This is a genomic window from Arthrobacter sp. 05L417, assembly GCF_056397865.1.
On the sequence record NZ_JBFTOG010000049.1, the window covers coordinates 1 to 25,497 of the forward strand.

18 protein-coding genes are annotated in these 25,497 nt (G+C 61.6%); 9 read left to right on the forward strand and 9 right to left on the reverse strand.

Going from position 1 to position 25,497, the window contains the following annotated elements; all coding sequences use genetic code 11:
* Together AC1DJW_RS23970 and AC1DJW_RS23975 are read left to right on the forward strand one after the other, a co-directional pair.
* Positions 1–1,026, forward strand: a 1,026-nt coding sequence (locus AC1DJW_RS23970) for an HNH endonuclease signature motif containing protein (RefSeq protein ID WP_476902706.1), incomplete at its 5' end; no start/stop codon positions are given.
* Between the two features lie 117 nt (positions 1,027–1,143).
* Positions 1,144–1,812, forward strand: coding sequence for a DNA alkylation repair protein (locus tag AC1DJW_RS23975; RefSeq protein WP_390277662.1), 669 nt, complete (start codon positions 1,144–1,146; stop codon positions 1,810–1,812).
* Here the strand turns inward: AC1DJW_RS23975 and ppgK are convergent.
* From ppgK to AC1DJW_RS24015, 8 genes are all read right to left on the reverse strand, one after another.
* A complete protein-coding gene (ppgK, locus tag AC1DJW_RS23980; protein WP_390277664.1) occupies positions 1,781–2,593 on the reverse strand; it encodes a polyphosphate--glucose phosphotransferase in 813 nt (270 codons plus the stop codon). The two genes, AC1DJW_RS23975 and ppgK, sit on opposite strands and share 32 nt — an antisense overlap.
* A 65-nt stretch (positions 2,594–2,658) precedes the next feature.
* On the reverse strand, positions 2,659–3,657 hold the full coding sequence (locus AC1DJW_RS23985; RefSeq protein WP_476902707.1) for an aldo/keto reductase family protein: 999 nt from the start codon (positions 3,655–3,657) through the stop codon (positions 2,659–2,661).
* A gap of 40 nt (positions 3,658–3,697) precedes the next feature.
* The gene (locus AC1DJW_RS23990; RefSeq protein ID WP_476902708.1) at positions 3,698–5,950 is read right to left on the reverse strand and encodes a glycoside hydrolase family 31 protein; all 2,253 of its coding nucleotides are present in this window, start codon (positions 5,948–5,950) and stop codon (positions 3,698–3,700) included.
* Entirely contained in the window at positions 5,947–7,134 is a 1,188-nt protein-coding gene (locus AC1DJW_RS23995; RefSeq protein ID WP_476902709.1) for a glycoside hydrolase family 15 protein, read from the reverse strand. The genes AC1DJW_RS23990 and AC1DJW_RS23995 overlap by 4 nt, the downstream gene beginning before the upstream one ends.
* 96 nt (positions 7,135–7,230) lie before the next feature.
* Positions 7,231–8,481, reverse strand: coding sequence for an ABC transporter substrate-binding protein (locus tag AC1DJW_RS24000; protein ID WP_390277673.1), 1,251 nt, complete (start codon positions 8,479–8,481; stop codon positions 7,231–7,233).
* Between the two features lie 41 nt (positions 8,482–8,522).
* Positions 8,523–9,338 carry a carbohydrate ABC transporter permease gene (locus tag AC1DJW_RS24005; protein ID WP_284756326.1) on the reverse strand — a complete coding sequence of 272 codons (816 nt, stop codon included), beginning with the start codon at positions 9,336–9,338 and terminating at the stop codon, positions 8,523–8,525.
* Positions 9,331–10,296: a carbohydrate ABC transporter permease gene (locus tag AC1DJW_RS24010; protein ID WP_284756325.1), complete on the reverse strand. Its 966-nt coding sequence runs from the start codon at positions 10,294–10,296 to the stop codon at positions 9,331–9,333. The genes AC1DJW_RS24005 and AC1DJW_RS24010 overlap by 8 nt, the downstream gene beginning before the upstream one ends.
* Positions 10,293–11,507 (reverse strand): ROK family protein, encoded by a 1,215-nt coding sequence (locus AC1DJW_RS24015; protein ID WP_284756323.1) that lies wholly within the window; start codon positions 11,505–11,507, stop codon positions 10,293–10,295. The genes AC1DJW_RS24010 and AC1DJW_RS24015 overlap by 4 nt, the downstream gene beginning before the upstream one ends.
* A 175-nt stretch (positions 11,508–11,682) precedes the next feature.
* Here AC1DJW_RS24015 and AC1DJW_RS24020 point away from each other — a divergent pair, with 175 nt between their 5' ends.
* The 4 genes from AC1DJW_RS24020 (at position 11,683) to AC1DJW_RS24035 (ending at position 20,659) form a co-directional block, all read left to right on the forward strand.
* On the forward strand, positions 11,683–12,885 hold the full coding sequence (locus AC1DJW_RS24020; RefSeq protein ID WP_476902710.1) for an ROK family protein: 1,203 nt from the start codon (positions 11,683–11,685) through the stop codon (positions 12,883–12,885).
* 30 nt (positions 12,886–12,915) lie between these two features.
* Complete coding sequence (locus AC1DJW_RS24025) at positions 12,916–16,251, forward strand: TIM-barrel domain-containing protein (RefSeq protein ID WP_476902711.1); 3,336 nt, start codon at positions 12,916–12,918, stop codon at positions 16,249–16,251.
* Positions 16,248–19,157 (forward strand): TIM-barrel domain-containing protein, encoded by a 2,910-nt coding sequence (locus tag AC1DJW_RS24030; RefSeq protein ID WP_476902712.1) that lies wholly within the window; start codon positions 16,248–16,250, stop codon positions 19,155–19,157. Before AC1DJW_RS24025 ends, AC1DJW_RS24030 begins: the two co-directional genes overlap by 4 nt.
* Before the next feature lie 578 nt (positions 19,158–19,735).
* Positions 19,736–20,659, forward strand: a complete 924-nt coding sequence (locus AC1DJW_RS24035; RefSeq protein ID WP_441429367.1) for an endonuclease NucS domain-containing protein — start codon at positions 19,736–19,738, stop codon at positions 20,657–20,659.
* Positions 20,660–20,788: 129 nt separating this feature from the next.
* On the opposite strand, the gene AC1DJW_RS24040 is transcribed toward AC1DJW_RS24035, so the two are convergent.
* A complete protein-coding gene (locus tag AC1DJW_RS24040; protein WP_441429368.1) occupies positions 20,789–21,472 on the reverse strand; it encodes a DUF6308 family protein in 684 nt (227 codons plus the stop codon).
* A gap of 28 nt (positions 21,473–21,500) precedes the next feature.
* On the opposite strand from AC1DJW_RS24040, the gene AC1DJW_RS24045 reads away from it, so the two are divergent.
* The 3 genes from AC1DJW_RS24045 to AC1DJW_RS24055 all read left to right on the forward strand — a co-directional run bounded on the left by AC1DJW_RS24045 (position 21,501) and on the right by AC1DJW_RS24055 (position 25,277).
* A complete protein-coding gene (locus AC1DJW_RS24045) occupies positions 21,501–21,974 on the forward strand; it encodes a hypothetical protein (protein WP_441429369.1) in 474 nt (157 codons plus the stop codon).
* Positions 21,975–22,385: 411 nt separating this feature from the next.
* Positions 22,386–23,684 carry a HEPN domain-containing protein gene (locus tag AC1DJW_RS24050; RefSeq protein ID WP_441429370.1) on the forward strand — a complete coding sequence of 433 codons (1,299 nt, stop codon included), beginning with the start codon at positions 22,386–22,388 and terminating at the stop codon, positions 23,682–23,684.
* A gap of 387 nt (positions 23,685–24,071) precedes the next feature.
* Entirely contained in the window at positions 24,072–25,277 is a 1,206-nt protein-coding gene (locus tag AC1DJW_RS24055) for an AlbA family DNA-binding domain-containing protein (RefSeq protein WP_441429371.1), read from the forward strand.
* Positions 25,278–25,497 lie beyond the last annotated feature (220 nt).

Sequence of the window (25,497 nt, forward strand, 5' to 3'; positions counted from 1 at the left end):
GACCGGCGGGTCGAATACCTCCCGGACCGCGACGGCATGGCCTGGCTCTCCGCCTACCTCCCCGCAGCCACCGCCGCAGGGATCTGGGAACGGAGCACCGCCGCAGCCCGCACCCTCCAAGGCCCCCACGAAACCCGGACCCTCGCCCAACTCCGCGCCGACATCACCGCCACCTGGCTCCTCACCAACACCGGCTCCGCGACGGTCGACGGCGGACTGCCCGACGGCGGCACGGGGCTGAGCGGCACGGTCGCCGGAGGCATGGAACCGGGCACGGCGGGACGGGTCCCGTCCCCGAAGGCACAGGTCCTGGTCACCGTCCCGGTCCTGTCCCTCCTGGGCGCCACCGACGAACCGGCCGTGCTCGACGGGTACGGGCCGATCCCGCCCTCCATGGCCCGTGCACTGGTCGCCGAGGGCGCCGAGTCCTTCCACCGGGTCCTGACCGACCCCCGCGACGGTGCCCCGCTGGAAATCGGAAGCACCAGCTACCGCCTCACCAAAGCCCAGCGCCAATGGCTGCGGCTCCGCGACGGCAAATGCCCCTTCCCCGGCTGCAACAACCACTCCCTGGACAACGAAGCAGACCACCTCCTGGCCTGGGCCCACGGCGGCACCACCGGCATCACCAACCTCGGCCAACCCTGCCCCAAACACCACCGCCTCAAACACCGCACCGCTTGGACCCCCACCCCCGCCGGCAAAAACAGTCCACCCGGGTGGACCTCACCCTCACACCGGCACTACCCCAGCGAACACCAGGACTGGGAACCACCCCACTGGCCACGCCACACCCCGACCGGCCAGGAACCCGAACCGGAACTGCCCCCGGACCCCTTCCCCGACTGGCACACCTTCACAGCCGCACACCCATGGCCCGACCCCGACCCCGACCCCGACCCCGACGCCGACGCCGACGCCGACGCCGACGCCGACGCCGACGCCATGGACGATCCAGGCTGGCCCGGCGAGCCAGCTCTCCCGAACGACCCCTTCCCGGAATGCGCCGCGTACCACGCCACATGACCGGGTGGGAGTCCAGGGGGGACACCGGGCAGCCGTCTCCGAACGCCTTCGTGACGGCGCTGCACCGCCACGCCTGCTAGTAAGCTCAACCCCACAAGTGATGAACAGGAGGCTGCGGTGACCGAGACGACGGTGGATGAACTGGTTGCCGAGCTGGCCGCGCTCGAGGACCCGAGAGCCCGCGAAGTGAACGAGAAGCACGGTGACGATCACGGTGTGAACCTCGGCAAACTGCGCGCGCTCGCGAAGCGGTTGAAGACGCAGCAGGAACTCTCACACCAGCTCTGGGCGACGGAAGACACGGCGGCCAGACTGCTCGCGATCCTGATCTGCCGCCCGAAGTCGTTCCAGCGCGATGAGCTGGACCACATGATGCGCCAGGCGCGCACTCCGAAAGTTCACGACTGGCTCGTCAACTACGTGGTGAAGAAGAACCCGCACTGCGAGGAGCTGCGCCTTGCCTGGTTCGCCGATCCGGATCCAGTGGTCGCGAGTGCCGGCTGGGCACTGACCACTGAACGCGCGGCAAAGAATCCCGAGGGCCTGGACCTTCCAGGACTGCTCGACGTCATCGAGGCCGAAATGAAGGACGCCCCGGACCGCCTGCAATGGGCCATGAACCACTGCCTGGCCCAGATCGGGATCGAACATGCCGATTACCGCGCCCGCGCCATCGACATCGGTGAGCGCCTGGGTGTGCTCAAGGATTACCCGACTCCCCCGAACTGCACGTCTCCGTTCGCGCCCATCTGGATCACTGAAATGGTGCGCCGACAGAGCGATTAGTAGGCGTGGTTGATGCTGCCTGAATGCTGGCGCCCACGATGCCGGCATCATTCCTGAGCTTCGCCGGGACCACTGGAGTCCTCAACGTGAGGAGAGGCAAGTATTCGTCGGTTCTTTGAGAGATCCCTCCACCCAAAATGATGAGTTCGGGCGAGAACATGAACTCGAGTTCAGAAAGGTAGCGTTGCAAGCGAACGCTGTATTCTTGCCAGCCCAATCCGTCGCGCTCACGGGCGACGGCGGATGCCCTGGTTTCAGCGTCGTAACCATCGATGGAAATGTGACCGAGCTCTACATTGGGCACGACGTTTCCGTCGAAAATCAGGGCTGATCCGATCCCCGTGCCCAAGGTAATGACCAAAATGGTGCCGCGGGTTCCCCCGCCGGCGCCGTAGCGGGCTTCCGCGAGTCCTGCGGCGTCGGCGTCGTTCACGACGGCGACCGGCCGCCGAATGCGATCCGAGAAATGGGAGCCGATGTCGAAATCGATGAAGGTCCTGTCCATATTTGCCGCAGATCGGGACATGCCGTGCTGGACGATGCCCGGAAAGGTTACGCCAACGGTTGAATCAAGTCCCGCTTCACTACCTGCGGCGAGTTCGTCAACGAGCTGCCGGACAACGTCTCCTACAGACTCTGGATCCGCTGGTCGGGGCGTGGCTAGACGAACGCAGTTTCCCAGGATTTCGCCCATTTCGAGGTTGACGATTCCGCCCTTGACGCCGGTTCCACCGATGTCAATGCCAATGAAATGACCCGCACTTGTCATGTTTTCAGCCATGTTGGTGCGATTCTTTGATCTGTTAAAGGGCGGCAGCTTGTTATCGCTGCCGCCGCTAGTGGTGCTCAAGCCCTGCTGTGGCAGCTATCGACCTTGCGAGGGTCGCGTTCGATGACGGGTTCGAGGATTTCATCGATCTCCTTCAGGAGTGCGTCCTCCAGCGTTAGCCCGGCGGCCTTTGCGTTTTCCTTGATCTGCTCTGGCTTCGAGGCTCCGACGACGGCGGTAGATACATTCGGGTTCTGAAGCACCCATGCCAGGGCGAGGGTTCCTAGCGGAATCCCCACGCTTGCTGCCAAGGGCTGAAGGCGCTGGACCCTGGTGAGAACGTCATCGCCGAGCCACCTAGCCATCGTGTCTTTGCCTCCGTTTTGGTCGGTGGCGCGAGAACCGGCCGGGGCGCCCTTTCCAGGTGGATATTTGCCGGTCAGCACTCCTTGGGCAAGAGGCGACCACACGATCTGGCCTATCCCGAGCTCTTCGCTGGCCGGGATGATTTCTGGTTCAACAACCCTCCACAGCATGTTGTACTGGGGTTGATTGGAGACCAGCTCGATATTGAGCTCCTTGGCCAGCGCAGCTGCTGACCGGATCTCATCCACCGTCCACTCGGAGACGCCGATGTAGTGGGCTTTCCCGGCGCGCACGATGTCAGCAAAAGCCTGCATCGTTTCCTCAAGGGGTGTTTCGTAGTCAAACCGGTGGGCTTGGTACAGGTCTACGTAGTCGGTTTTGAGCCTGCGGAGACTTCCATGGATAGCTTCCATGATGTGCTTCCGAGAGAGTCCGCGATCGTTCCTTCCGGGCCCTGTCGGGAAATACACCTTGGTAAGGATCTCCACGCTTTCGCGGCGAACGCCGGAAAGCGCTAGACCGAGGGCGGTTTCTGCACGCGTCTCGGCGTACGCATCAGCGGTATCGAAGGTGCTGATGCCGGCGTCGAGCGCAGCATGCACGCACTGCGCTGCGGTGTCGTCCTCAATTTGCGATCCGTGCGTTAGCCAGTTGCCGTACGCGATCTCGCTAACATACATGCCGCTTCGGCCAAGTCTTCTGTATTCCAAGGATTTCCTTCGAGGTAGCTGGTCCCGTTCAGTTCTTTGATTACGCCGTCGGAAGGAAAACGTTCTTCATCTCGTTCCAAGCTTCGGCCCTCACGAAGACAGGAACGCGGTTCAGCGGCGCGGATACCTCGACTGTTCGCTGGCCTGCGTATTTTTCTCCCGTCCAGGCATCGACCCAGTTGCCGCCGGGAAGATAGGCCGTCCAGGTACGGACCGCCTCATCGGTCACGGGAGCAACAAGAAGGTCCTCGCCGAGCATCCATTGCAAGGGGTGCTTCCATACCTCTTCGTCTTTGATGTGGTCGAAGTACAGCGGGCGCATGAGGGGGGCTCCGGTGTCGATAGCTTTGCGGGCTTGCTCAGCCAGGTAGGGAATGAGGCGTTCGCGCAGTTCGACGAGTTCACGGAAGACAGGGATGACAGTCTGATCCCCGGTTCTTTCCTGAATGTTCCACGGAGTCCGATCCCTCGATGGCTTCCGGTGGTGGTTGAACTCGGAGTGATACTGCATGATGGGCACGAATACGGCTGCAGCGGCTGAACGCAGGTAAAGCTCTGCGCTCGGGACGTCGCCGGAGAAACCGGCGAAGTCCCAGCCCCAGTACAAGACTCCGCATGCTGACGCGGAGAGTCCGGCGAACAGGGACCAACGGAATGCATCCCACGTGGAATTCTCATCCCCGGCCCAGAATGCTCCGTGTGCCTGGGAACCGGTGAATCCCGCGCGGCTGAAGGTGACGGGGGCCTTTCCTGCAGATTCGAGCAGATCGCCATAAGCCCTCGCATAGGCGACCGGGAAGAGGTTGTTTCCCTCGTCTCCGCGCATTCCGTTCAGATACGTGAGCTCTTCGCCCCAGGCGTGTTCGCCACCGTCGGTCTTGAACCCATCGATGCCGATTTCCTCGACGAGATAGCGTCGCTTCTCAGTCCACCATCGGGCGGCTTCAGGTTCGGTCAGGTCCGGCATCAAGCTGAGCGGGAACCACCACCCTCGGTTACGGTAGGGTCGCAGGCTGCCATCCGGGGCCTCCTCACGGATGAGCCGGCCTTCACGAATCGCCGCCTCAGCGTCGAATCGGGCTTGTCCTTGTGGGTGGGGCCGCATTTTGATGAGCGGAATCTGCCACAGAACCACCCGGATGTCCCGGGCGTGAAGGTCATCGACCATGGCCTTCGGATCCGGCCAGGCACCATGCTCCGGGAAGGTGAAGTCGCTCAGATGGTGCGGTGAACCATCTGGATTCGGCTCGTATTCAGCGTCGCGGAACGCCGTGAATGTGGACTCGTCGCTCCACGCTTCGACGACGACGGATCCGACCGGAATCCCGGTGTCCCGGTGCCGATCCATCTGTCGCATGACTTCTGCCTGGGTATTCCACTCGTTTCCGCTCGCCCAGAGCTTGAACACCCAGTCCGGAAGCTCCTTGGCGCTGCCGGCGACGGACAGGAAGGACTTCAGGACCGCCGTCGGCGTTCCTTCGAAGAACCTCAGGTTCAGAAGTGTGTCCCCGTTCAGGGGTTCGGGGCCGACTTCGGCTTCAATGACGAGGCGGTGTTCGTCAGAGGCACCGATGTCGTACCAAGTACGTCGGGAAGTTTCGACGTGAAATCCCCAGCCATCGCCGCCTACTACATGGGCGAAGGGCATCGGCAAGTAAGTCTTCCGCTTCGCTCCTTGGCTCTTGTATTGCTCGAAGACGACCGCGTCCAGCTTGGACCCCCGGTGATCGAGGGCATCAAAGCGTTCTCCAAAGCCGGTGACACGCTCGTTCAAGGCCAACGGGAGCGCGAAACGAACACGCAAAGGCCGGACACCGTCATGTAGCACCTCAACGGAGTCGGCGATCACGCGGTCAGCTCCAATGACGTTAACAGCCTGGCTGGCGGCCGCCCAGGTAGCGGCGCTATAGCTGAACCACTGCGTCTTTTGAGTGCTGCCACTTTGGGTCTGCGCCGTGAAGCGGTACTTGTATATTGTCTGGGGCTCCGCCGGCGCGAGGGTCAGCTGCCAGCCGCTGGCTGAACGGGCGAGTTTGGCCTGGGCGGATGCCAGGTGGCCGCCATCGATAACTTGTCCGCGCGATGCCGCCGGTACTCGTTCGAGGATTTCGGTCAGTTTCGTGACTGTCCCGTCGCGAGCGGTGACTTCGAGTTCGCAGATCACGTCGGTCAGTTCCGGCGAGGTTCGCACGCCCAAGGTGACAGGCTCCCCCGCGACCGGATGGGACGGGCTGCGCTGATCGGTGTCGTCCACATACGGGTGGCCGGAACCGAATGGCTTGTGACGGATCATTTGGCGCTCTCTTTCGCTGTTGGAGCCGGAGCCGGAACGTCGGTGTCGTACGGGACCCCGAGGGCAATGGCGAGACGGATGAACATGGCGTGGCTCCACAGCAGCGGATTTGCCGAGGAACCCCAGCGCTCGTTCCAGGGTTGAAGATAATTGCGGTCAAGAAGGTGACGCTCAACCTGTTCGGGAAGTTCGTCGTTCCCGCCGGCGGTAGATGCGGCCCATTCCAGGAGCTCATGGGCTCTGGTTCGGTTTCCGGAAGCGGCCTGGGACAGGCCGAGGAAGCAACTAAGCAAAGGCCATTGGCCGCCGCCGTAATAGGTGTCGGCAAGATACCTGTGAACGCCGTTGTCGACGGTGAGCTGCTCTTCGATGATAGCGATGGTCCCCGCGCTCAAAGGACCGTGCGGGGGCAGGAAGTTCATCGGAGCAATCAGCGAGAGGAGACTGGCGTCTACCGTGTCTGTTCCCAGCCATTTCGTGAGATGGGCGTCCTGGACACCTTCGTCTTGGACTCGACGGCGGATCTGGTGCGCGGTCGAGGCGGCCCGTTCTGAGAGTGACTCCTCGATCAGCCCGGTTTGGGCGATGCTGGCCAATCCGGAGGCGATGCAACCCAGAGTGCTCACGTGCACGTGCTGGGCCGACTCTTCCCACCAGTCATAGCAGGGCCGTTGCCAGGAGACAGAAAGATAGTCGATTGTGAGATCAATGGCCTCAGCCCAGCGTTCGAGTGGCCGGTCATGGCGGGCGCTATGCTCAGCCAAGGCCCAAAGCCAGGTGCCGTATCCGTCGAGCTGGAAATCCCACCACTCATCGCTACCTTCGGCCCCGTCGAGAGTGAAACGCGTGGGCAGCATTTGGTCGCCGGCCACCGGCCTGCCGGCCAGGCTCTCAGCCACGATCCGACGGATCCTTCCCGCACGGGAAGTCAAGGCGTTCGAGCACCAGTCGAAGAACCGTTCGGCGGATTCGATGTGCCCGGCGGCGGACATGGCGTCAGCGATATATGAGCCGTCGCGGAACCAGCAGTACCCGGCGTAGGCGGAAAACGACGGGCTTGCCGGGTAGGCGCCCCCAGGGGTCTGCTGTTCCAGGATGAGCCGGATGCCGGCCTGGACTATCGAACGGACAGCGGGATCTCCGTCCGGCGTTACCGTTGAACCTTGCATTGATTTGTCGATCATTGGCTTCTCTTTCAGATGGTGAGCGGGTCGCCGTGCCGCCAGCAGCTCACGGTGTTACCGCGGCCCGCTCACCGGCCTTGTTCGGGCTGTGCCCGGTTATTTCAGCAGCGCGTTGATTTGGTCCGCGGCACCCTTCAGGGCATCGGCCGCACTGGAGCGCTTCGCTTCGACTTCGCCAAGAGCATTGTTGATGATGTCGACCATTTTTTGCTGGTTGTCGCCGATGACCGGTGGGAGGGCGACGTTGTCAAGGGCGTCGAAAATGGCCTTGCGGTTTGCCGGCTTGTCCTTTGCGAGATAGGGCTTCAGGACCGAGTCATCGGAGGTGGCGGGAAGTTCCCATCCTGCACTGATGCGGGTCTGTGCCATGACGTCTGAGCTGGTCATGTATTCGGCCCACTTCTGGGCCGCGGCCTTGTTCTTCGAGTTGGCAGAAACCCCAATGGCGTTGGAGAACTCCGCGCTTGCCTTCTGCGTGTCTCCGGGCTCGACGGCGATGTCCCAGCTTTTGGGTGAATCGGCGAAGCTGCTGGCCACCCAGATGCCGCTGTGGAGCATGCCAAGTTTGCCGTCTTTGAACAGTTTCGTGTCGAAGTCCGGGGTTCCGGCGCCTTGGGCGGGTGTAGGCATGGTGGTTCCGCTCTTGCCTGCCAGCCATTCGGCCGCTTTGATGCCCTGGGGCGAGTTGAAGGCGACGGATTTGCCGTCGTCGTTGAGGAATTTGCCGCCGGTTTGGGCCAATGCTTTATAGAACTCGTAGAAGCTCACGTTCTGGAAGTCTCCATAGACACCCGCGGCGCTGTCCGTGATCTTCTTCGCAGCGGCCGTTTCATCAGCCCAGGTCCAACTAGCTGTGGGGTAGGCGACCTTGGCGGCGTCGAAGAGTGCCTTGTTGTAGTAAAGGACGACGTCGGAGAAGGAACTGGGCAATGCGTACTGCTTGCCGTCTGACTGGTAGGACTGCAGCAGGGACTGCTTGTACTTGGAACCGTCAACTCCCTCGAGAGGTGCGACCGCCCCATTGGCCACGTAGGAACGAAGGTTCGCGTACTCAATGTCGAAAGTATCGGCTTGCGTCCCGGCGGCCAGGTCTGTCTGGAGGGCCGTTGTGTAGTCCTTGTAGGGCAAGGTAGTGACCTGGACTGTGATGTTCGGGTTGGCCTTCTCGAAGGCCTGAACGATGGTGTCCAGGTTCTTCTCGTTGCCACCGTTGGAGATGAAGTTTGAGTACTTGATGGTTACTTTTTCAGTGCTTGAAACATTTGAACTCGCCGCCGATCCACAGCCTGACATGGCCAGGATTGCGGTGAGAGCGAGACCCAGCGATGCCAGGGGCTTCTTGTTCATGTGTATCTCCATTGATAGGTGAGGAAACTGGCCGATCCGGTCTATTTGAGTCCGGTGCCCGCAACCCCTTGGATGATGTACTTCTGGGTGAAGATATAGAGGGCGAGCATTGGTAGGACGCTGACCACTGATCCGGCCATCACGATGTCCCACTGGGTGGTGTACTGGCCTTGCAGTCCCGCCAACGCCACGGGGAGGGTTTTCATTGCGGGAGTACGCAGGATAATCAGCGGCCAGAGGAAGCTGTTCCAGCTATTGAGGAATGCGAACACCGTCAGTGTGGCCAGCGCCGGACGGACCAGGGGAAGCACAATGAGGCCGAAGATCCGGAAGTGTCCAGCCCCATCCAATGTCGCGGCCTGGTCCAGGTCCTGCGGCACGGAATTCATGGCCTGCCGTAGGAGGAACACGCCGAAGGCGCTGGCGATCCCCGGCAACAGCACGCCGAGATAGGTATCAATAAGGCCCAGGCTTTTCATTTCCACAAACAACGGGACGACCAGCACCTGCATCGGGATCATCATGGTGGCCAGGTACACGGCGAACACCGCGTTGCGCCCTTTGAACGGCATCCTGGAAAAGACGTAGGCGGCCAGTGAGCTGGTGATGAGCTGGAACACCGTGGTGAGGATGGCAAGGATCAGGCTGTTGAGCACGATCTGGGCAAACGGTAGCCGTTGGAGCAACTCAGCGTACGCGGACAGTGAAGGGTTCTCCGGGATAAGTTGCGGTGTCGCGGAGAGGCCTGCGCCGGGGCTGATGGACGTTACGAATGCCCAAAGAAATGGGAAGACCATCATGAGGGCGCCAACGAGGACGAGGATGTTCAGGGTGATCGAGGGACGCTGCTTACGCATAGTGCACCCATTTCTTTTGACCGCGCACCTGAATCAGAGTGATGACCAGGATGAAGAGGAACAGTAGCCATGACAGGGCCGATGCCTCGCCGGCCCTTCCGTAACGGAACGTGAGGTCGTAAATCTGCTGGACCACCACTTGGGAAGAGTTGTTGGGGCCGCCTCCGGTCATGGCATAGACCTGGTCAAAGACCTGGAATCCGTTGATCAGCGACAACACAATGACAAAGAAAGTCGAGGGGGAAAGCATGGGAAGCGTAATGCTGAACAGCCGCCTCCACCGGCCGGCGCCGTCCACGGTCGCGGCCTCATACAAGTCCTCCGGAATGGCTTGGAGACCGGCGAGCAGAATCACCATGACAAAGCCAAGGTCCTTCCACGCGGAAGCCACGATGATCGAAGGCATGGACCATGCCGGATCTGTCCACCACCCCGGCCCTGTCACCCCGATGAGTCCAAGCAGCCAGTTGACGATTCCCGTGCTGGGATTCAGTAGCCATCGCCAGACAAGGGCAACGACGATCCAGCTGGTCACCACGGGGAGGAAGTAAAGGCCGCGCATCATGCTGCGTCCCCTGATTCGGGAATTGAGGGCAAGCGCTATGGCCAGACCGCCGATGTACACAAGCGGCAGGTATCCGACGATGTAGTAGATGGTGTGCAGGAAGGCGCCCTGCGTGCCGGGGTCGCCGATGAGCTTGCCGTAGTTCCCGAGGCCCACCCATTTCATCGGGCCGACTAGATTCCATTGGTTCAGGCTGATCCAGAACGCGGAAAACATGGGAATGATGGTGAAGAACAATAGAGGCAACGCGCTCGGAATGAGGAAAACGGCGACAGTCAGCCCGTATTTGAGACGCGTGCCGGTGGTTTTACGCCGAACCTCGGGTCCTCGGTGGCGCTTCGTTGTTGCCGTGGGTCCGGGGCTGCCGGACCTCGAGTCTTGTAGAGCGGTCACAGTCCTGCTACCTCCGCCGGTACATGGGTGAGCCGGGCACGAACCCGTCTCCCCTGCTCACCTGAACTTTCTTCGCTGTAGAAGGGCGCAGACGCCACGAGCGCAGCGGCTCCGCGCGCCCAGGCCTCGTCGTCCCAGGACTCGACGATCACGGGGATGCTCCGGCGGTCTGCCGTCAAGGCCCCCCTGAAAGATCGCTCGAATTCTGCTGCCCAGTGGCGCCACGCCCGGGTTCCTTCCCCGCTGACGATCACAATCTCCGGATCCAGGATCTGCACGAGACCAGCGACGATTCGACCCAGCGGCTGACCGGCTCCCCGGAAAACATCTTGGGCTCGGGGGTCGCCGTCGTTTGCGCGCCCTTGCAGATCTGCCATAGTGGCGGACGACGAAATGATTCCGGATTGCCGCGCCTGCGCGACGAGTGTCTTTTCCCCAATCAGGGCCTCAATGCATCCATGGTTACCGCAGGTACAAAGAGGGCCATCCGCAACTGCGGGTATGTGACCGATTTCGCCGGCACCGCCCCTACTGCCGCGCACGACTGCACCGCCGGTAACAAATCCCGCGCCAACACCTTCGCCGATCGTCACAACCAGAAACTCGGCATGCTCGCGGCCCGACCCATAGAGCCGTTCGGCTACAGCGAGGGCGTTGACATTGTTCTCCACCAGGACCGGAACATGGAGTTCCCGGCTCAGAACCGCTCCAAGCGGTACCTGCCGCCAGCCCAGGAGGCTTGAATCAACAACACCGCTACCTTGCGCGTCCACCGATCCGGGAACACCGACACCTATTCCCAGAAGGGGGGTGACACGGTCTTCGCCAACGAATGAATGGACGAGTGAGACGACGTCGGAAAGCGAGGTGATCGAGGAAGCGTCGTATGCCCTGTTGTCTGACCGGACCACATGCCCGCTAAGTTCCGTTTCAACGAAGGCAACATGATCCTTCGAGATCTTCATACCCACCACGCGCCCGGCGGCGGTGGCCAGGCCCAGCATCCGGGCAGGACGACCACCGTTGGAGGGAGACATTGACAGCTCCCTCACGAGGCCATCGGCGATGAGCTCTTTGATGAGCTGGGTCATGAGAGCCGGAGAGACGCCAAGTGCCCTCGCCAAGTCAGCCCGGGACGCTCCTCCGGAGGTACCAAGAAATGCCAGGATCGCAGACCGCGTAACGTCAGCGTTGCCGCTCGGCCGAACCATTGTATTCTCCTTTATTTACGACTAAATGAAGATTAGAACTATGATGCAGCTCACGTCAAGGGGTCGCTTATGCACAATGACTGCACCAGAAAATTCCCCTTGCGGAGAAGCCCCGCACTCACTTAGCGTTTGTTCGGCAACTTAATTTAGTCACTTCAGAAAGGTGGCATGCGCTGTGAGAATCGACCGGGCGGGCAACAAAGGGCTGATCAGGGAGATCAACGAGGCCCTCGTGCTCGCCGAGCTGCGCGGCGAGGCGCTCCATTCCCGCGCGGACATCGCCCGGAGCACGGGCCTCAGCGGCCCGACGGTCACTGCCATCACATCGCGGCTCATAGACCGAGGCCTCGTCGAAGAGCGGGCCACTGGCACATCGGCGGGAGGGCGGCCGCCAGTGCTCCTTGGCCTGCGGCCGCGCGCCGGCTACGTCGTCGGCATCAAACTGACCGAGAACCAGGCCATCGGCGTCCTGACAGATCTCGACGCAAACGTCGTGGCCCGAGCCGACGCCGCCCTTGAGTTCCCGACACCGGGCGCGGTAGTGGCAGGCATCGTCAGCGCAGTCGAGGCGCTTGCTCCCGCCGGCCATGGCCGGATCCTCGGCGTAGGGCTTGGCATGGGAGGGGTGATCGACCGGGACGAGGGAAGCGTGCGCCACGCCACATACTTTGATTGGCACAACGAACCACTCGCCAAACGGCTCTCAGAGGCGATCGGGTTGCCGGTTCTCATCGACAACGACGTCAACGCCTTGGTGGCGAGCGAGCAGAGCTGGGGGGCCGGACGGGGCGTGAAGAACTTCGCTGTTGTGACCATAGGACGCGGCGTCGGCATGGGCATGGTCCTCGACGGACGCCTGTTCCGGGGCAGCCGCGGAGGTGCCGGCGAGCTCGGCCACATGAAGGTGGTACCCGAAGGCCCGCAATGCGAGTGCGGTGGCCGCGGCTGCCTGGAGGCCGTGATCGGCGAGCCGGCCCTCCCGGTGTCCCTCTCCGGCGAGCTGGGACGGCCCGTCACCGTCGACGAGGGCGGCACGATGGCCCGGGACGGTGACCAGCGTGCAGCACACGTTTTCGCGGAGGCCGGCCAGCATCTGGGCCGGGCAGTCGGCAACGTCGTCAACATCCTGAACCCCGACCGGCTCCTCCTGGCCGGCGAAGGCACACATAATCTCGACCTCATCATGCCCGCGTTCCGCCGCGCGCTCAACGAGACCGTCTTCGACGGATTGCAGGACGGACTCTCGATCCACGCCGAGGCCTGGGACGACGAGGCCTGGGCACGCGGAGCCGCAAGCCTCCTGCTCAACGAGCTTTTCGAACCCAACCTCCGCTTGAACAGCGACGAGCCGACCCTCATCGGCCGCTCCGCTGGGTGAGCTTCACTCTCAAAAGAAAGCAGGGCAACGATGTCCGTTTCAGTCACGCCGACAATATCCCGCCGCACAGCCGTCCTCGGCATCCTGGGCGCTGTGCCCCTGGCCCTGCTACCGGCGGTCTTCGGCGCAGAATCGGCCAAAGCTGACACCCTCAGCGGCGTCTTCCACGGGCCCACCGGCTACGACCAGCTCTACAGCACCACGCCGAGCGAACGCGGTCCGCGCGATCCGATGTCCACCCAGACGGTCCAGTTGCACTCGACCACATGGCCGATCTCTCCCGGACAGACATGCTGGGTCTCCTGGACGAAGAACGGGGTCGCCCAGACTGACGTCGGCTGCTCCTTCGACTACAACAATGGCAACAACAGCTACTGGAAGGTCAACCTCGGCTCCTTCGCGAGGGGCGACCAAATCACGTACACCATCCACGCCAACGTCGACGGCGCAGGCGCGATCACCAGCGGCCCGTTCAGCTTCGCGGTCACCGACTGGTCTGGCACGGGCAACGTCAGCGGCTACACCGACAACGGCACCTCGGTCGATGTCACTGTCAGCGACACCTCCGGCAGCTTCTCCCCCAAGATCCGCTACACCTTCCCCGCACCAGACCGCTTCCACGTACAGATCGCACCCCACGGCACCGGCCTGAATATCACAGGCGCCACGGGCTACACCGTCACCGACACCGGCACGACGCTGCAGTTGACCACTAGCGCGCTGCAGGTGAAGATCCAGAAGAGCCCCTACCGAGTTTCCGTCTACAAGGCCGACGGCACCACGCTGATTGCCCAGCAGTACGACCCGGCCATATTTCGGAACACGGGATGGGCCAGTGACGGTTCCACCACGGTCACCAAAATCGAGGACCACTGGCTGACCCCTGCCGGAGAACGGTTCGAGGGCTTCGGCGAAAGATACGACTACCTGGACCAGCGCGGCCACGACGTCGACAACTACGTCTATAACCAGTACCAGGACCAAGGCCCTACCCACCGCACCTACATGTCGGTGCCGTTCTTCACCAACTCCGCAGGCTACGGGGTGTACGTTCCCAGTACGCGCTACTCACTGTTCAACGTGTGCACCTACCTCTCCGACATGGTCGGCTTCACCGTCGACACCGGCGGCGCGCTCGACTCCACCGTCGACTATCACTTCCTCACGGGTACCCAGGGAAACATCCTCGATGCCTACACCTCCCTCACCGGACGCCCGTGGCTGCCCCCGAAATGGGCCTTCGGCCTGTGGATGTCCGCCAACGAGTGGAACACCCAGACCGAGGTCACGAACGAGCTCGCCAACGTCACCAGCAACAACATCCCGCACAGTGTCCTGGTGCTGGAGCAGTGGAGCGACGAGGCCACCTTCTATGTCTGGCACGGTGCGACTTACACCGCAAAGCCCGGCAGCGGCGCCCTGGCCTACACCGACCTCACCTTCCCGTCCGGCGGCGAGTGGAGCGACCCCAAGGCCATGGTCGCCGCCGCCCACGCCCAGAACATCAAAGTCGTCCTGTGGCAGATCCCCGTACTCAAGCAGGACTTCGACACGAACCCCGCCACCGCGCCCCAGCAGCATCTCAACGACCAGAGCTACGCCACCGCGCAGGGCTACCTGATCGGAGACGGAGCCGGCGGCCAATACCGGATCCCCACCGGGGAATGGTTCGGCGACAGCACCATGCCGGACTTCACCAACGCCGCGGCGACCGCCTGGTGGATGAGCAAGCGCGCCTACCTCTTCGACGATGTCGGCATCGACGGGATGAAGACCGACGGCGGCGAGATGGTCTTCGGCCGCAACGCCTCCTTCTCCGACGGCCGCAAGGGCGACGAGATGCACAACGCGTACACCAACGCCTACACCGGCGCCTACGGCACTTATGTCCAGACCAAGAAGAACGGAGACGGGGTCCTGTTCAGCCGCGGTGGAACCGCGGGCGCACAGGCCCACTCCATCTACTGGGCCGGCGATCAGGCCTCGACGTTCTCGGCCTTCCAGCAGGCCCTGCGCGCAGGCCTGAGCGGCGGAGAGTCCGGGATTCCTTTCTGGGCGTGGGACATGGCCGGCTTCACGGGGACCTTCCCGAGCAGCGAGCTCTACCTCCGGGCAGCGGCCCAGCAGACATACTCCCCGATGATGCAGTACCACTCCGAGAAGTCCGATCCGAGCCCCTCAGAGGCCCGGACCCCCTGGAACGTCCAGGCCCGAACGGGCGACACGACAGTGATCCCCACGTTCCGCAAGTTCGCCAACACGCGGATGAACTTGATCCCCTACATCTACACGGAGGCCAAGAACGCCTCCCTGACCGGGTTGCCCCTGCTGCAGACCATGCGGTTGGCCTTCCCCGGCGACGCCTCGGCGGCGCCCCTGGACATGCAGTACATGTTTGGCCGCCAGCTGCTCGTCGCCCCCATCACCACTCAAGGGGCGACCTCGGTCACGCTCTACCTCCCCGGCGGGGAATGGCACGACGTCACCAACGGCGGCAAGGCCTCCGGTCCCGGCAACAAGACCTACATCGCCGACACCTCCACTATCCCGGTCTACGCCCGCGACGGCGCCATCATCCCGCTGAACCTCAACGCCAACTACGAATACGGCGGAAACATCGGCAACGACGTCTACAACTACACGAACCTCGTCTTCCGGATCTACCCCGCAGGATCCACCTCGGCTGACTACTTCGACGACGCCGCGGGAACCGTCAAACAAGTCACCTGCGCCGAGAACTGGGGCAGCCATCAGGTCGCCGCCACCGTGCCACCGCTCGCCACCACCGCAACACTCCAGGTCAACACCACTGTCCCCAGCGGCGTCACAGTCGACGGAACCGCGCTGACCGCATACAGCACGCTCAGCGGCCTCACGGCCGCCGCCACCGGCTGGTACTGGGATCCTGTCCAGCAGTTCACCCTCATCAAGGTCGCCTCCGGAACAACCACCCGCACCGTCATCCTCTCCGGGGTCAACAAGAGCGCATACGAAGCGGAATTCGCCACCGCAACCGGAACCACCACCAACACCAACCACGCCGGATACACCGGCACAGGATTCGTCGACGGCTTCACCGCTGCCGGTTCCTCCCTCACCTTCGACATCAGCGCCAACGCCACAGGCACCCACCAACTCATTTTCCGTTACGCCAACGCCACAGGCGGACCAGCCACCCGAACCATCTACGTCGACGGCACCTCCATCGGAACCCTGACGCTGCCCAACCTGGCCAACTGGGACACATGGGGCAACGCAACCATCAGCACCACGCTGACCTTGGGACGGCACTCGGTGAAAATCTCCTATGACACGGCCAACACAGCCGCCATCAACCTCGACAACCTCACGGTGGGCAGGCCATGACCGCCCCACGCCGAGACCGGCGCCGAAAGCGCCTCAGCGGGATCCTCTCCGGAGTGCTCCTGCTGCTCGCTTCAACCGCCGGGGCAATGTTTGTGACCGCCGTCCCGGCCCACGCGGCAGGGATCCAACGCGTCCAGTTCACCGGAGCCGGCGACTACCTGGTCGCGGAATTCCTCAGCGACGACCTCGTCCACTTCGAAATGGGCACGGGATCCGGGCCCGGCACCGGAGTGGCCGTCCCCACGACCGACCAGGTCGCCTCGACCAGCTACGCCGGCCCCACTGCCTTCACCCAAACCGCCTCGACCGCCAGCAGCGCGCACATCCAGGTCAGCGTCAACACCACGACGATGTGCGCCGACGTCACGGACACTACCCGCACGCCGGCTCTGCTGCTGCACACCGTCTGCCCACGGAACCTGACGGCCGCGTGGAAGGGGCTGTCCTTCACCAAGTCCTCCATGCAGAACGCCTACGGCCTCGGCGAAGAATTCTTCACCGGCGGCAACGCCGACGGCGACAGGGTCGGAGTCGACCGCACCTCCCCCGGGGCCTACGGCAACACCATGAACTACGACGTCGACAACGGCCCAGTCGGAAACACCCAGATCCCCGTCCTCTTCGCCGTAGGCGCCAACAATGCTAACTACGGACTCTTCGTCGACCAGGTCTACAAGCAGGACTGGAACCTCACCGCAGACCCTTGGACCATGGATACCTACGGTGACCAGCTGCGCTGGTACGTCATGGCCGGCCCCAGCCTGCCCGAGCTGCGGAAGAGCTACATGAACCTCACCGGCCACCCGCCGGTGCCCCCGCAGAAGGCGTTCGGACTCTGGAACTCCGAATACGGGTACAAGAACTGGACCGAGATCGACAACACCCTGGCCGGCCTGCGCGCCGACAAGTTCCCCGTCGACGGATTCATGCTCGACCTGCAATGGTTCGGCGGTGTCACAGCAGGCTCCGACAACACCAAGATGGGCACCCTCCAGTTCGACCCGACCAACTTCCCCAACGCCGCGTCGAAGGTCGCCGACTACCGAGACAACCAGGGCATCGGCCTGATGACCATCGAAGAGTCCTACATCGGCAAGGGACTCCCCGAGTACACCAACCTGGCCAATCAAGGCTTCCTGGCCCGTGCCGGCTGCCCCACGTGTGACCCTGTCTACCTCACCGCCAACGACTGGTGGGGCCGCGGAAGCATGATCGACAGGACCCAGCCGGCCGCCGGCGCCTACTGGGCCGCGACCAAGGAACAGCCCCTGGTCAACATGGGCATCCTCGGCCACTGGCTCGATCTCGGCGAACCCGAAATGTATGACTCCAACGACTGGACCGCCGGCCTTCTGCCCGGCAAACACGCCCACGCCGATTACCACAACCTGTATGCCCTGGAATGGGCCAACAGTGTCGCCAAAGGGTACTCCACCGCTTCTTCAACCCAGCGCCCCTTCTTGCTCTCCCGTTCCGGTGCCGCTGGCATCCAGCGCGACGGCGCGGCCATGTGGTCCGGTGACATCGCCACCCGCATGACCGCCCTCGCAGACCAGACGAACGTCCAGATGGAGATGTCGATGTCCGGCATCGACTACTTCGGCTCCGATATCGGCGGCTTCCACCGTGACGAGGCCATCACCGGGTCCGACATCAACGAGATCTACACTCAATGGTTCGCGAATTCTGCATGGTTCGACGTCCCGATCCGCCCCCATACCGACAACACCTGCAACTGCCAGCAGACAGCCCCCGACAAGATCGGCGACGTCCCCAGCAACCTGGCCAACCTCCGCCAGCGCTACGAGCTCACCCCCTACTACTACTCCGTGGCGCACAACGCTTACAGCACCGGAGACCCCCTCGCCCCGCCGCTGGTGTACTACTACCAGAACGACCCCAACGTCCGCACTATGGGCAGCGAGAAGATGATCGGACCGAACATGCTTGTCGGCGTCGTCGCTGCATCGGGCGAACGGCAGAGGAACATGTACCTGCCTGCCGGCACCTGGTACGACTACCACACGAACAAGAAGTACGTCAGCACCGGCCAGTGGGTGAACAACCTTCCCGAATGGAACAACGGAGCCTTCCAGCTCCCCGCATTCGCCAAGGCCGGAGCGATCCTGCCCAAGATGTACGTCGATGACAAAACGATGAACGTCACCGGCGCCCGGACCGACGCCACTACACGCAACGAGCTCGTTGCCCAGGTCTATCCCGACACCAACGCCTCCACCTTCACCCTCACCGAAGACGACGGCAAGTCGGTCAACTACCAGGCCGGGGCGCAACGCCTCACCGGTATCACCCAGCAACTGTCAGGGTCCACTGAAACCGTGAACATTGCCGCATCATCCGGCACATACGCCGGAGCGCCGGACAGCCGCCAGAACGTTGTCCAGCTCGTCACCGACGAAACCCAAGCTTCCGCCGTAACGCTGAACGGAATGCCGCTGACCCAGTACGCGAACAAGGCAGCGTTCGATGCCGCCGCCAGCGGCTGGTACAACGCCGGAGGGAATCTCGTCGTCGCCAAATCCGACAGCACCGCGGTCGTGACCGCGAAGTCTTTCCAGTTCACCCTCGGCCAGACCCCGGTATCAGCCAGCTTCACCTGCACCAACGGCACCACCACCAGAGGGCAGTCGGTCTACGTCGTGGGCAACGTCCCCGGGTTGGGGAACTGGTCACCGGCCAGCGCCGTCAAGCTCGACCCCACATCCTACCCCACCTGGACCGGAACGATCAGCGATCTCCCACCGAACACCGCCATCGAATGGAAATGCATCAAACGCCAGGAAGCCAACTACCCCGCATCCGCAGATACCTGGCAGCCGGGCTCCAACTCAACCTTCACGAGCCCATCCTCAGGATCTGCCGGCTCGACGTCGGGAGGGTTCTGATGCCCGGGGACCGGCACGGTCCTTAGGGCCGGCGACCCGGCATACACGACCATAAGGCCGTGACCGCCCGCCAACAATAGAAGACGGACAACGCCAGAGGGCCGCTCCTGTGATCGGAGCGGCCCTCTGGTGGATCTATCTCATCTTCTATCTCACAAACGGTTGGTCAGGCGGCGGCGTAGCCGCACACCGACCACGAATGAGAGATGTAGATCAATTTGGAAGAACTTCCAACAAGGAATCGGCGGGATCTAGCGGAGGCACGTGGCTGCGAGCCAGGTCATCGCGGCCTCCCTAATTGGAAGTTTGTGGCCCCGGTTCCCTAAGTTCTTTCCGAATCGGTCAGGTGCAGTTCCGACGCGAAAAACACGCCGCCTATGCTGTGCAGGTTGTTGTGATCGCTTCAGGGACGCATTGAAGAAAGTGCATAACTTGGATGCTCCAGGTGATCAATATGAATCCCATTCCGGCCTCGTTGGTGACCTCGGCTTCCTTGCCCATCGGAGCCGCATCTGTGCTGTAAATACAAAGGCTAATGACTAGACGGGCCTCCGGCAGACCTGTCGGCTTGGCGAAAAGTGACTGAATACTGGGTCGTCCGTCAGGGCGCCGGCGGCATCAACGCAGCGGAAATGATCGAGGCCGGGTACGTAGGTGTTGAATTCGTCGGCATATACGACATCAGGGCACAGCTCGGCGCCGGGCCTGAAGCTTTCCGTGCGACGATGACCAGCATCTACCAGGAGATCAATCCGGGTATGCCGCGAAGTACAGCCTCACTCTGCATGGGCAATCTGCACGCGGCCTGCGAGGCCATCGCCGAGGGCGACATAGTCCTGGCTCCAAAGCCGGGCCGGGCCTACGAGTACGGCAGGGTCAGCGGCGGCTACGAATACCTCCCGGGGACAGACCTGCCCCACCGTCGCCGCGTCGACTGGCAGGGATCCTTCAGCCGCGATGACATGAGCCCCGCTCTCGCCTCGTCAACGAGGTCTCAGATGACGGTGTTCCAGCTGGCCGCCCACAAGGTCGAACTCGCCCAGCTGACCAACCGGGCCGACTCATCCCAGCCCACCGTTGAGGCGCTCGAATCCGAGGTTGAAGAACAGCTCGCGTTCCAAATGGAAAAGCAGCTCGAAGACTTCCTGGTGCACAACTGGCGCAACACCCCTCTGGGCCGGGAGTACGACATATACGAAGTTGACGGCATCGGGGGCCAGCAGTTCCCGACCGACACCGGTCCGCTCGACATCCTCTCTACCAGCAAGGACCGGACCCGGCTGCTCGTCATCGAGCTGAAGCGCGGACGCGCGAGCGACGTCGTAGTCGGACAGACTCAGCGATACATGGGCTTCGTCCAGGACGTCTTGCTTGAACAGGGCCAGAGTGTCGAGGGTCTGATCATCGCCCAGGAGGACGACAAGAAGATCCGCCGCGCGCTCTCAATCGCCCAGAACATCAGGTTCATGCGCTGCAGGGTCGAGTTCCATCTGGAATCCTAAGACCTGATCCGCGCTGTTCAGGCACTCGGAATCGACATCCAGACCCCTGACGGCCGTCCCGCGACATTCATCGCCTCGGCTACCCCTGGGACCGGCCATGGTAACCTTCGCGGAACTCTTACGAAGAAATCAGCCGTTTTGTTCGGAGGTGTGGAACTCGGCAGGAGGGTTGCGAGTCTCCCCCATCCCCCAGGCAACGATGTCAAGAGCCCGTAATGGGAGGATTGTCGGGGCCGTGGCAAGGCTCGCCAGGTGCTGCCATTGTTCGATTTGAGTTGTAAGGTCCTCCTGGACGGCTTCGATCCATACTTTTGCATAGCCTTCCCAGCTTCTTCCCGGGACAAAGGACACTCTGGTCGGCGTGCCCGCTTCGAAGTAGACGCGCTTGATGTTCTTGTCGTAAAGGGGAATGAGTCCGGGGCGCTTTCGATGCAAGACTTTGGAAAGCTTGGTTAGCCCCACCTGCGGAGTCTCAACGGTGTCAAGCACCCCGAAGAGGTTTGCTATCGCAGCAATTGTTTTCTTGTCGGCCCCAATGAGAGAGTGCGAAGTCCCGAGTTTTTCTAGTCGTCTATTCAACTCGGGCAAAAGCTTGTGCAAGGTGTAGTAAGAGGTAATCGGCTTCTGATGAGCGTTCAGGAGCGAAGTGGCCAGCAAGTCCTGCTCCCCGAGTAGCCGCGAGGGGCTGCCCGGATAGCCGTCGTATGCCGGGTAGGACCATCGACCCGAATTGGTCTGCACGTACCGAGCCATCCACTTCTCGGCTTTGCTTGTCTTCACTTCGAGACCGCCCACGGTCAACATTTCGCTCATGCGGAAACTCTAAAATACAATGCGAAATGTGACCGCATTTGATGTCGCCCACATCGATCGGGCAGTTGACGAATCCCTGGCGGCCCTGAAAGTCTGTCAGGCTTCCACGTCGCTATGGCTGAAGGACTTTCCCCGCAATTCCTGCGACCTCGCATCCTTCGTCATAGGCCACGTCCTGCTTGACCGCGACCTGGGCGACTGGACATATGTGAATGGTGCGGCCTCACCGGAGGTCATCCCGAGATCGTGGTTGGGGCCTGCAGGCCACACTTGGCTTGAATTGCGAAGTGGCCCCGCGACACTGTTCTTCATCGATGTCACAGTCAGGCAGTTCAAGCTCTTCGAATTCGCGCCGCTTTCAGGCGTTGGTCACAATTCTGCCGCAGGCACTTTCGTCAATGAGAGGAAAGAGGATCCTGTCAGCAGGATTCCCATCTGGCGGACCTACCCCGTTTATCACGCCGCATTGGCTGAAGTGCGGGCAACGCTCCTTGCAAGGTGATGAATCAGCGTATCCTGCTCTGTGAGATTCCACGAAGTTTCGCTGTGGCCTCTAGTTGAAGCAGGCCTTGACCCGATAGCGCTATGGTCGGCTGCGCTGAACCGCTCGCCCTTGCTGCACAAAGCGGCGAAGAAGATTCTAGACCCACCTCCCGAATCAGGGACGCCATTCAGTGAAACGGGGCCACGAAGGGTGCGCGCCCCGGCGATGCCAATGTTCCAGCCGGACGAGTACATCAGGCCACTGCCAACTGCTTTGAAGGGCCAACCGGATCCGTCCTTTGCGACGCTGGCGGGATTACAGCTTCTACTGCCGTCTGGGGTTGAATTGAGGTGACCTTACCGGCAGGGGGACATTGAGCTGACAGCCGATGCTCAGCCCCTCGCAAACGTATATGGCGATGTTCCAATCGTGGCGGAAGGGAAGGAGGTGGGGCAGGCTGGAATGTCGTTTCCCCAGCGCTACGAGCACGACGCTATCCGTGGTCGGCTGATCAACGGACTGCACATCGTGCTTGTTGAATCGGTTGTAGAAATTTGGTTCCCCGAAAGGGCAGTGATTCATTCGCGCGCCGCGCTAATCGGCACGCATCCCATACCCGATGACGCCCCCTTGTTGACCGATGTTGAGGTTCAAGTGGAAGGACTGGATGCGGTTAGTTCGGAAGGGCCGCTGAAGACTTTCCAGTTACCCACCGCTGTCATGAATGAAACGCGGTATTTGGATTGGTCGTACGGCGCAGTCGGAAACCCCGAGAGTACCAGCACTTGGGAAGATGCCGAGGCCGAGGTTGAGCTTCGCTTCCACAACTCGATGTCGGCCCCCGAACCCTACTTCTTTCGCGTAGCCTTCAGCCCAGTAGTACTCATCCGGTTCACCGCACCGCTTGCTTTCGTGTCAGTTTTCACCGACTGGATTGAACCGCTTCGGCGAATCGTTGCATTATCAACCGGGCGGCAGGGGAAAATAACCTACCTCGCAGTCGGGGTCGCTGGAGGGCAACCTGCAGACGAGCCCAAGTCCGGATTCCAGGTCTACGGCACAGCGATCCACCAAATGCCGTACTCGTCACGCGGAGATGATGTTAGAAAAACGAAAGTCGCTTTCCGCCTCTCGACGACGGGGCTCTCACTCTTGGGCCTTCTCCGACGCTGGCAAGAACTCGACAGTCATCATCATCCTCTGCTGGAGTCTTACGGATCCATGATGTTCGCACCACTTCAACACCCTCGTTCGCGGTTTCTGGTACTTATACAAGCCATCGAAGGACTCCACGGAGCCGAAAATGAGGCTGAATGGGCTGGACGAGTTGAAAGGCATCAGAAATTGCGCGACGAGGTCCTTGTGGAGGGCTCTGGCGTCCTCTGTCAGAAATCCATCAAGTTCTTAAAGTCTTTTTTGATGAAGCAGCCAATCTCAGGTCTCGACGAAAGACTGAAGGCTGTGCTTGAAAGCGTCCCGATTGATGTCAGGCCTCAACTTGAGCAGACCCCAGTTGTCAGGATGGTCCGGGATAGTTGTCCAAAAGATCCAGGTCTGTTGGGCGCCTTGCGAACAATACGCAATGACCTGGCGCATGGAAACCGCGGATACGACGCCGACGATCTTCATGCAATTGTTCGGGTACTTGAGGGCGTCGTCTGGGCTCATTTGCTCCGAGTCTTAGGTTGCCCTGTTGATGCCCAAAAGGACGTGCAAGGGAGATTGTGAATTATGCCTTGTCAGGGGAATAGTGGCCCAATTTGGGATTCGCAGTGGGGTTCTACGCGTCGGACCGCAGCGTCCATGGCCGGAACCGGCCCGATCGCCCGGGCTACGACCGCATGACCAAGGTCCTCCGCGGCGAGGCACTCATACGACTAGAGGATATTTCGGACTCAGAACGACTCCCTGGACATATTTATGGTCCTCGTCCTTAAAGGGCAAACCTCGACTCGAAGACCTCGTTCGGACGCATCTGCAGAATGCGGTAAAGACTAGGGTGGACCGCAAAACTTGGTCGTCGACGCTGAATCCGCTGCGTGCGACCCAGCCTCCACAACTTCAACGGTTGCACCGGCACGAATTCACCGTTCCCTCTACGGACAGGATCAGAGCATGGCCACCCCTTTTACCCGCATCCATCAACATCTCGGCATCGCGCCGGGGCCACTCACCTTTGAACAGGTATGTGAAGCCGCAGAGGGAGGTCTGGAAGAGGCCGAGAACCTCGACTGGAAACGCCAGCTGCCTTCTAAACCGGGCGCCGGCGAATGGAGCGAATTCGTCAAGGATGTGGTGGCCATGGCCAACACCGCCGGTGGCCTACTCGTATACGGAATAACCGACGACGGCGAGCTTGTTGGCGTCGAAGAGCGGGCTGTGGCTCCGGCAAATATCAGATCTCTAACTCAACAGTTGAACAACCGGGTGCGACCTTATGTTGACGGGGTGACGTTTTACGAGCTTAAAGAGTCGGACGGTGAAAGACTACTTCTCATAGTCGACGTTCCCGCCAGCGAGGTGGCTCCGCACTTCATCTATGGAACGGCCGAAAAAGAGAAGAATCAGCGTACGGCTGTGATTCCCGAGAGGATCGGCTCCGACACGATGTGGATGGAGGAACACCAGGTTGCTCACGCCTACCGGGAACGTTTCGGACGCCACGAAGGCTTCTCGAACAGACTTGAGGAGATGCTAGAGTTCGTCACAGATCAGTGCTTTAGGGAAGATCAAGCGCGCGCGTGGCTGGTGATGGCCGCGGCGCCCGCCCGAAAACTCCGTGGCCAGCCCATTATGGACAGGCATAAGGCAACAGATCTGGCGACCGCAGCCCTTAGATCCGGCCTGACTATTCAGAATACGCTCAATCCGTCGGTCGAAGTGCTCAGGTCCTTAGAGTCGGCGGGAAACAATCCAAGGTGCGGGTACAGGCGGTGGGTGATGAGCAATTTCCAAAGCACCGCAGACCAAAATAGCCTCCGGCCGGTTTACCTGGAACAGCACTTCGACGGCTCCTGTGCTTTGGCCGTGGACCTGTCCTGGAAGCTGGCTGAGGCTTCCAAGCCCGACGGTATCTACTTCGCAGCCAACGCTGTCGATGCCGCGGCGGCCGACTTCGTCGGGCTAGTCGGGGCGCTCAGCACCTTCCTTATGAATAACAGCGCTGTTGAAATCAGGGCACGCATGGTCGGACCGACCGCAACAGACAGAAAATTCTCCCCTGTCTGGCGAAACCCGAACGGGGTCACCGGTGAGCCAGACTGGAGCAGAAGGATTCGCCTCACCCAGCTAGCCTCCGTGACGGTCCCTCATCCGGAATAACAGGGTGTGCTAGCCACAGCCGCCTGGGAGGTAGCGTCGGCAATCCTCAATCAGTTCGGACTGGAATCGAGCCTGCCTCGGCCAAGCGCGACGGGTGAGGGGCTGTAGCCAGACCTCCTTGCGACTGACTTGCTTCGTTGGGCACGCTTACCGCTAAGCAGTTGGACGCGTAGCCGTCCCAGATCAGTGTGAGGGGATCCGTTCCTTCTGCGAGCCGGTC

Excerpts from the sequence above, each read along its gene's own strand:
- ppgK (WP_390277664.1), bottom strand. The coding sequence starts at position 2,593 with ATGGCTGAAAACATGACAAGTGCGGGTCATTTCATTGGCATTGACATC.
- AC1DJW_RS23990 (WP_476902708.1), bottom strand. The coding sequence starts at position 5,950 with ATGATCCGTCACAAGCCATTCGGTTCCGGCCACCCGTATGTGGACGAC.
- AC1DJW_RS24055 (WP_441429371.1), top strand. The coding sequence starts at position 24,072 with ATGGCCACCCCTTTTACCCGCATCCATCAACATCTCGGCATCGCGCCG.
- AC1DJW_RS23995 (WP_476902709.1), bottom strand. The coding sequence starts at position 7,134 with ATGATCGACAAATCAATGCAAGGTTCAACGGTAACGCCGGACGGAGAT.
- AC1DJW_RS24025 (WP_476902711.1), top strand. The coding sequence starts at position 12,916 with ATGTCCGTTTCAGTCACGCCGACAATATCCCGCCGCACAGCCGTCCTC.
- AC1DJW_RS24040 (WP_441429368.1), bottom strand. The coding sequence starts at position 21,472 with ATGAGCGAAATGTTGACCGTGGGCGGTCTCGAAGTGAAGACAAGCAAA.
- AC1DJW_RS24000 (WP_390277673.1), bottom strand. The coding sequence starts at position 8,481 with ATGAACAAGAAGCCCCTGGCATCGCTGGGTCTCGCTCTCACCGCAATC.
- AC1DJW_RS24030 (WP_476902712.1), top strand. The coding sequence starts at position 16,248 with ATGACCGCCCCACGCCGAGACCGGCGCCGAAAGCGCCTCAGCGGGATC.
- AC1DJW_RS24015 (WP_284756323.1), bottom strand. The coding sequence starts at position 11,507 with ATGGTTCGGCCGAGCGGCAACGCTGACGTTACGCGGTCTGCGATCCTG.
- AC1DJW_RS24005 (WP_284756326.1), bottom strand. The coding sequence starts at position 9,338 with ATGCGTAAGCAGCGTCCCTCGATCACCCTGAACATCCTCGTCCTCGTT.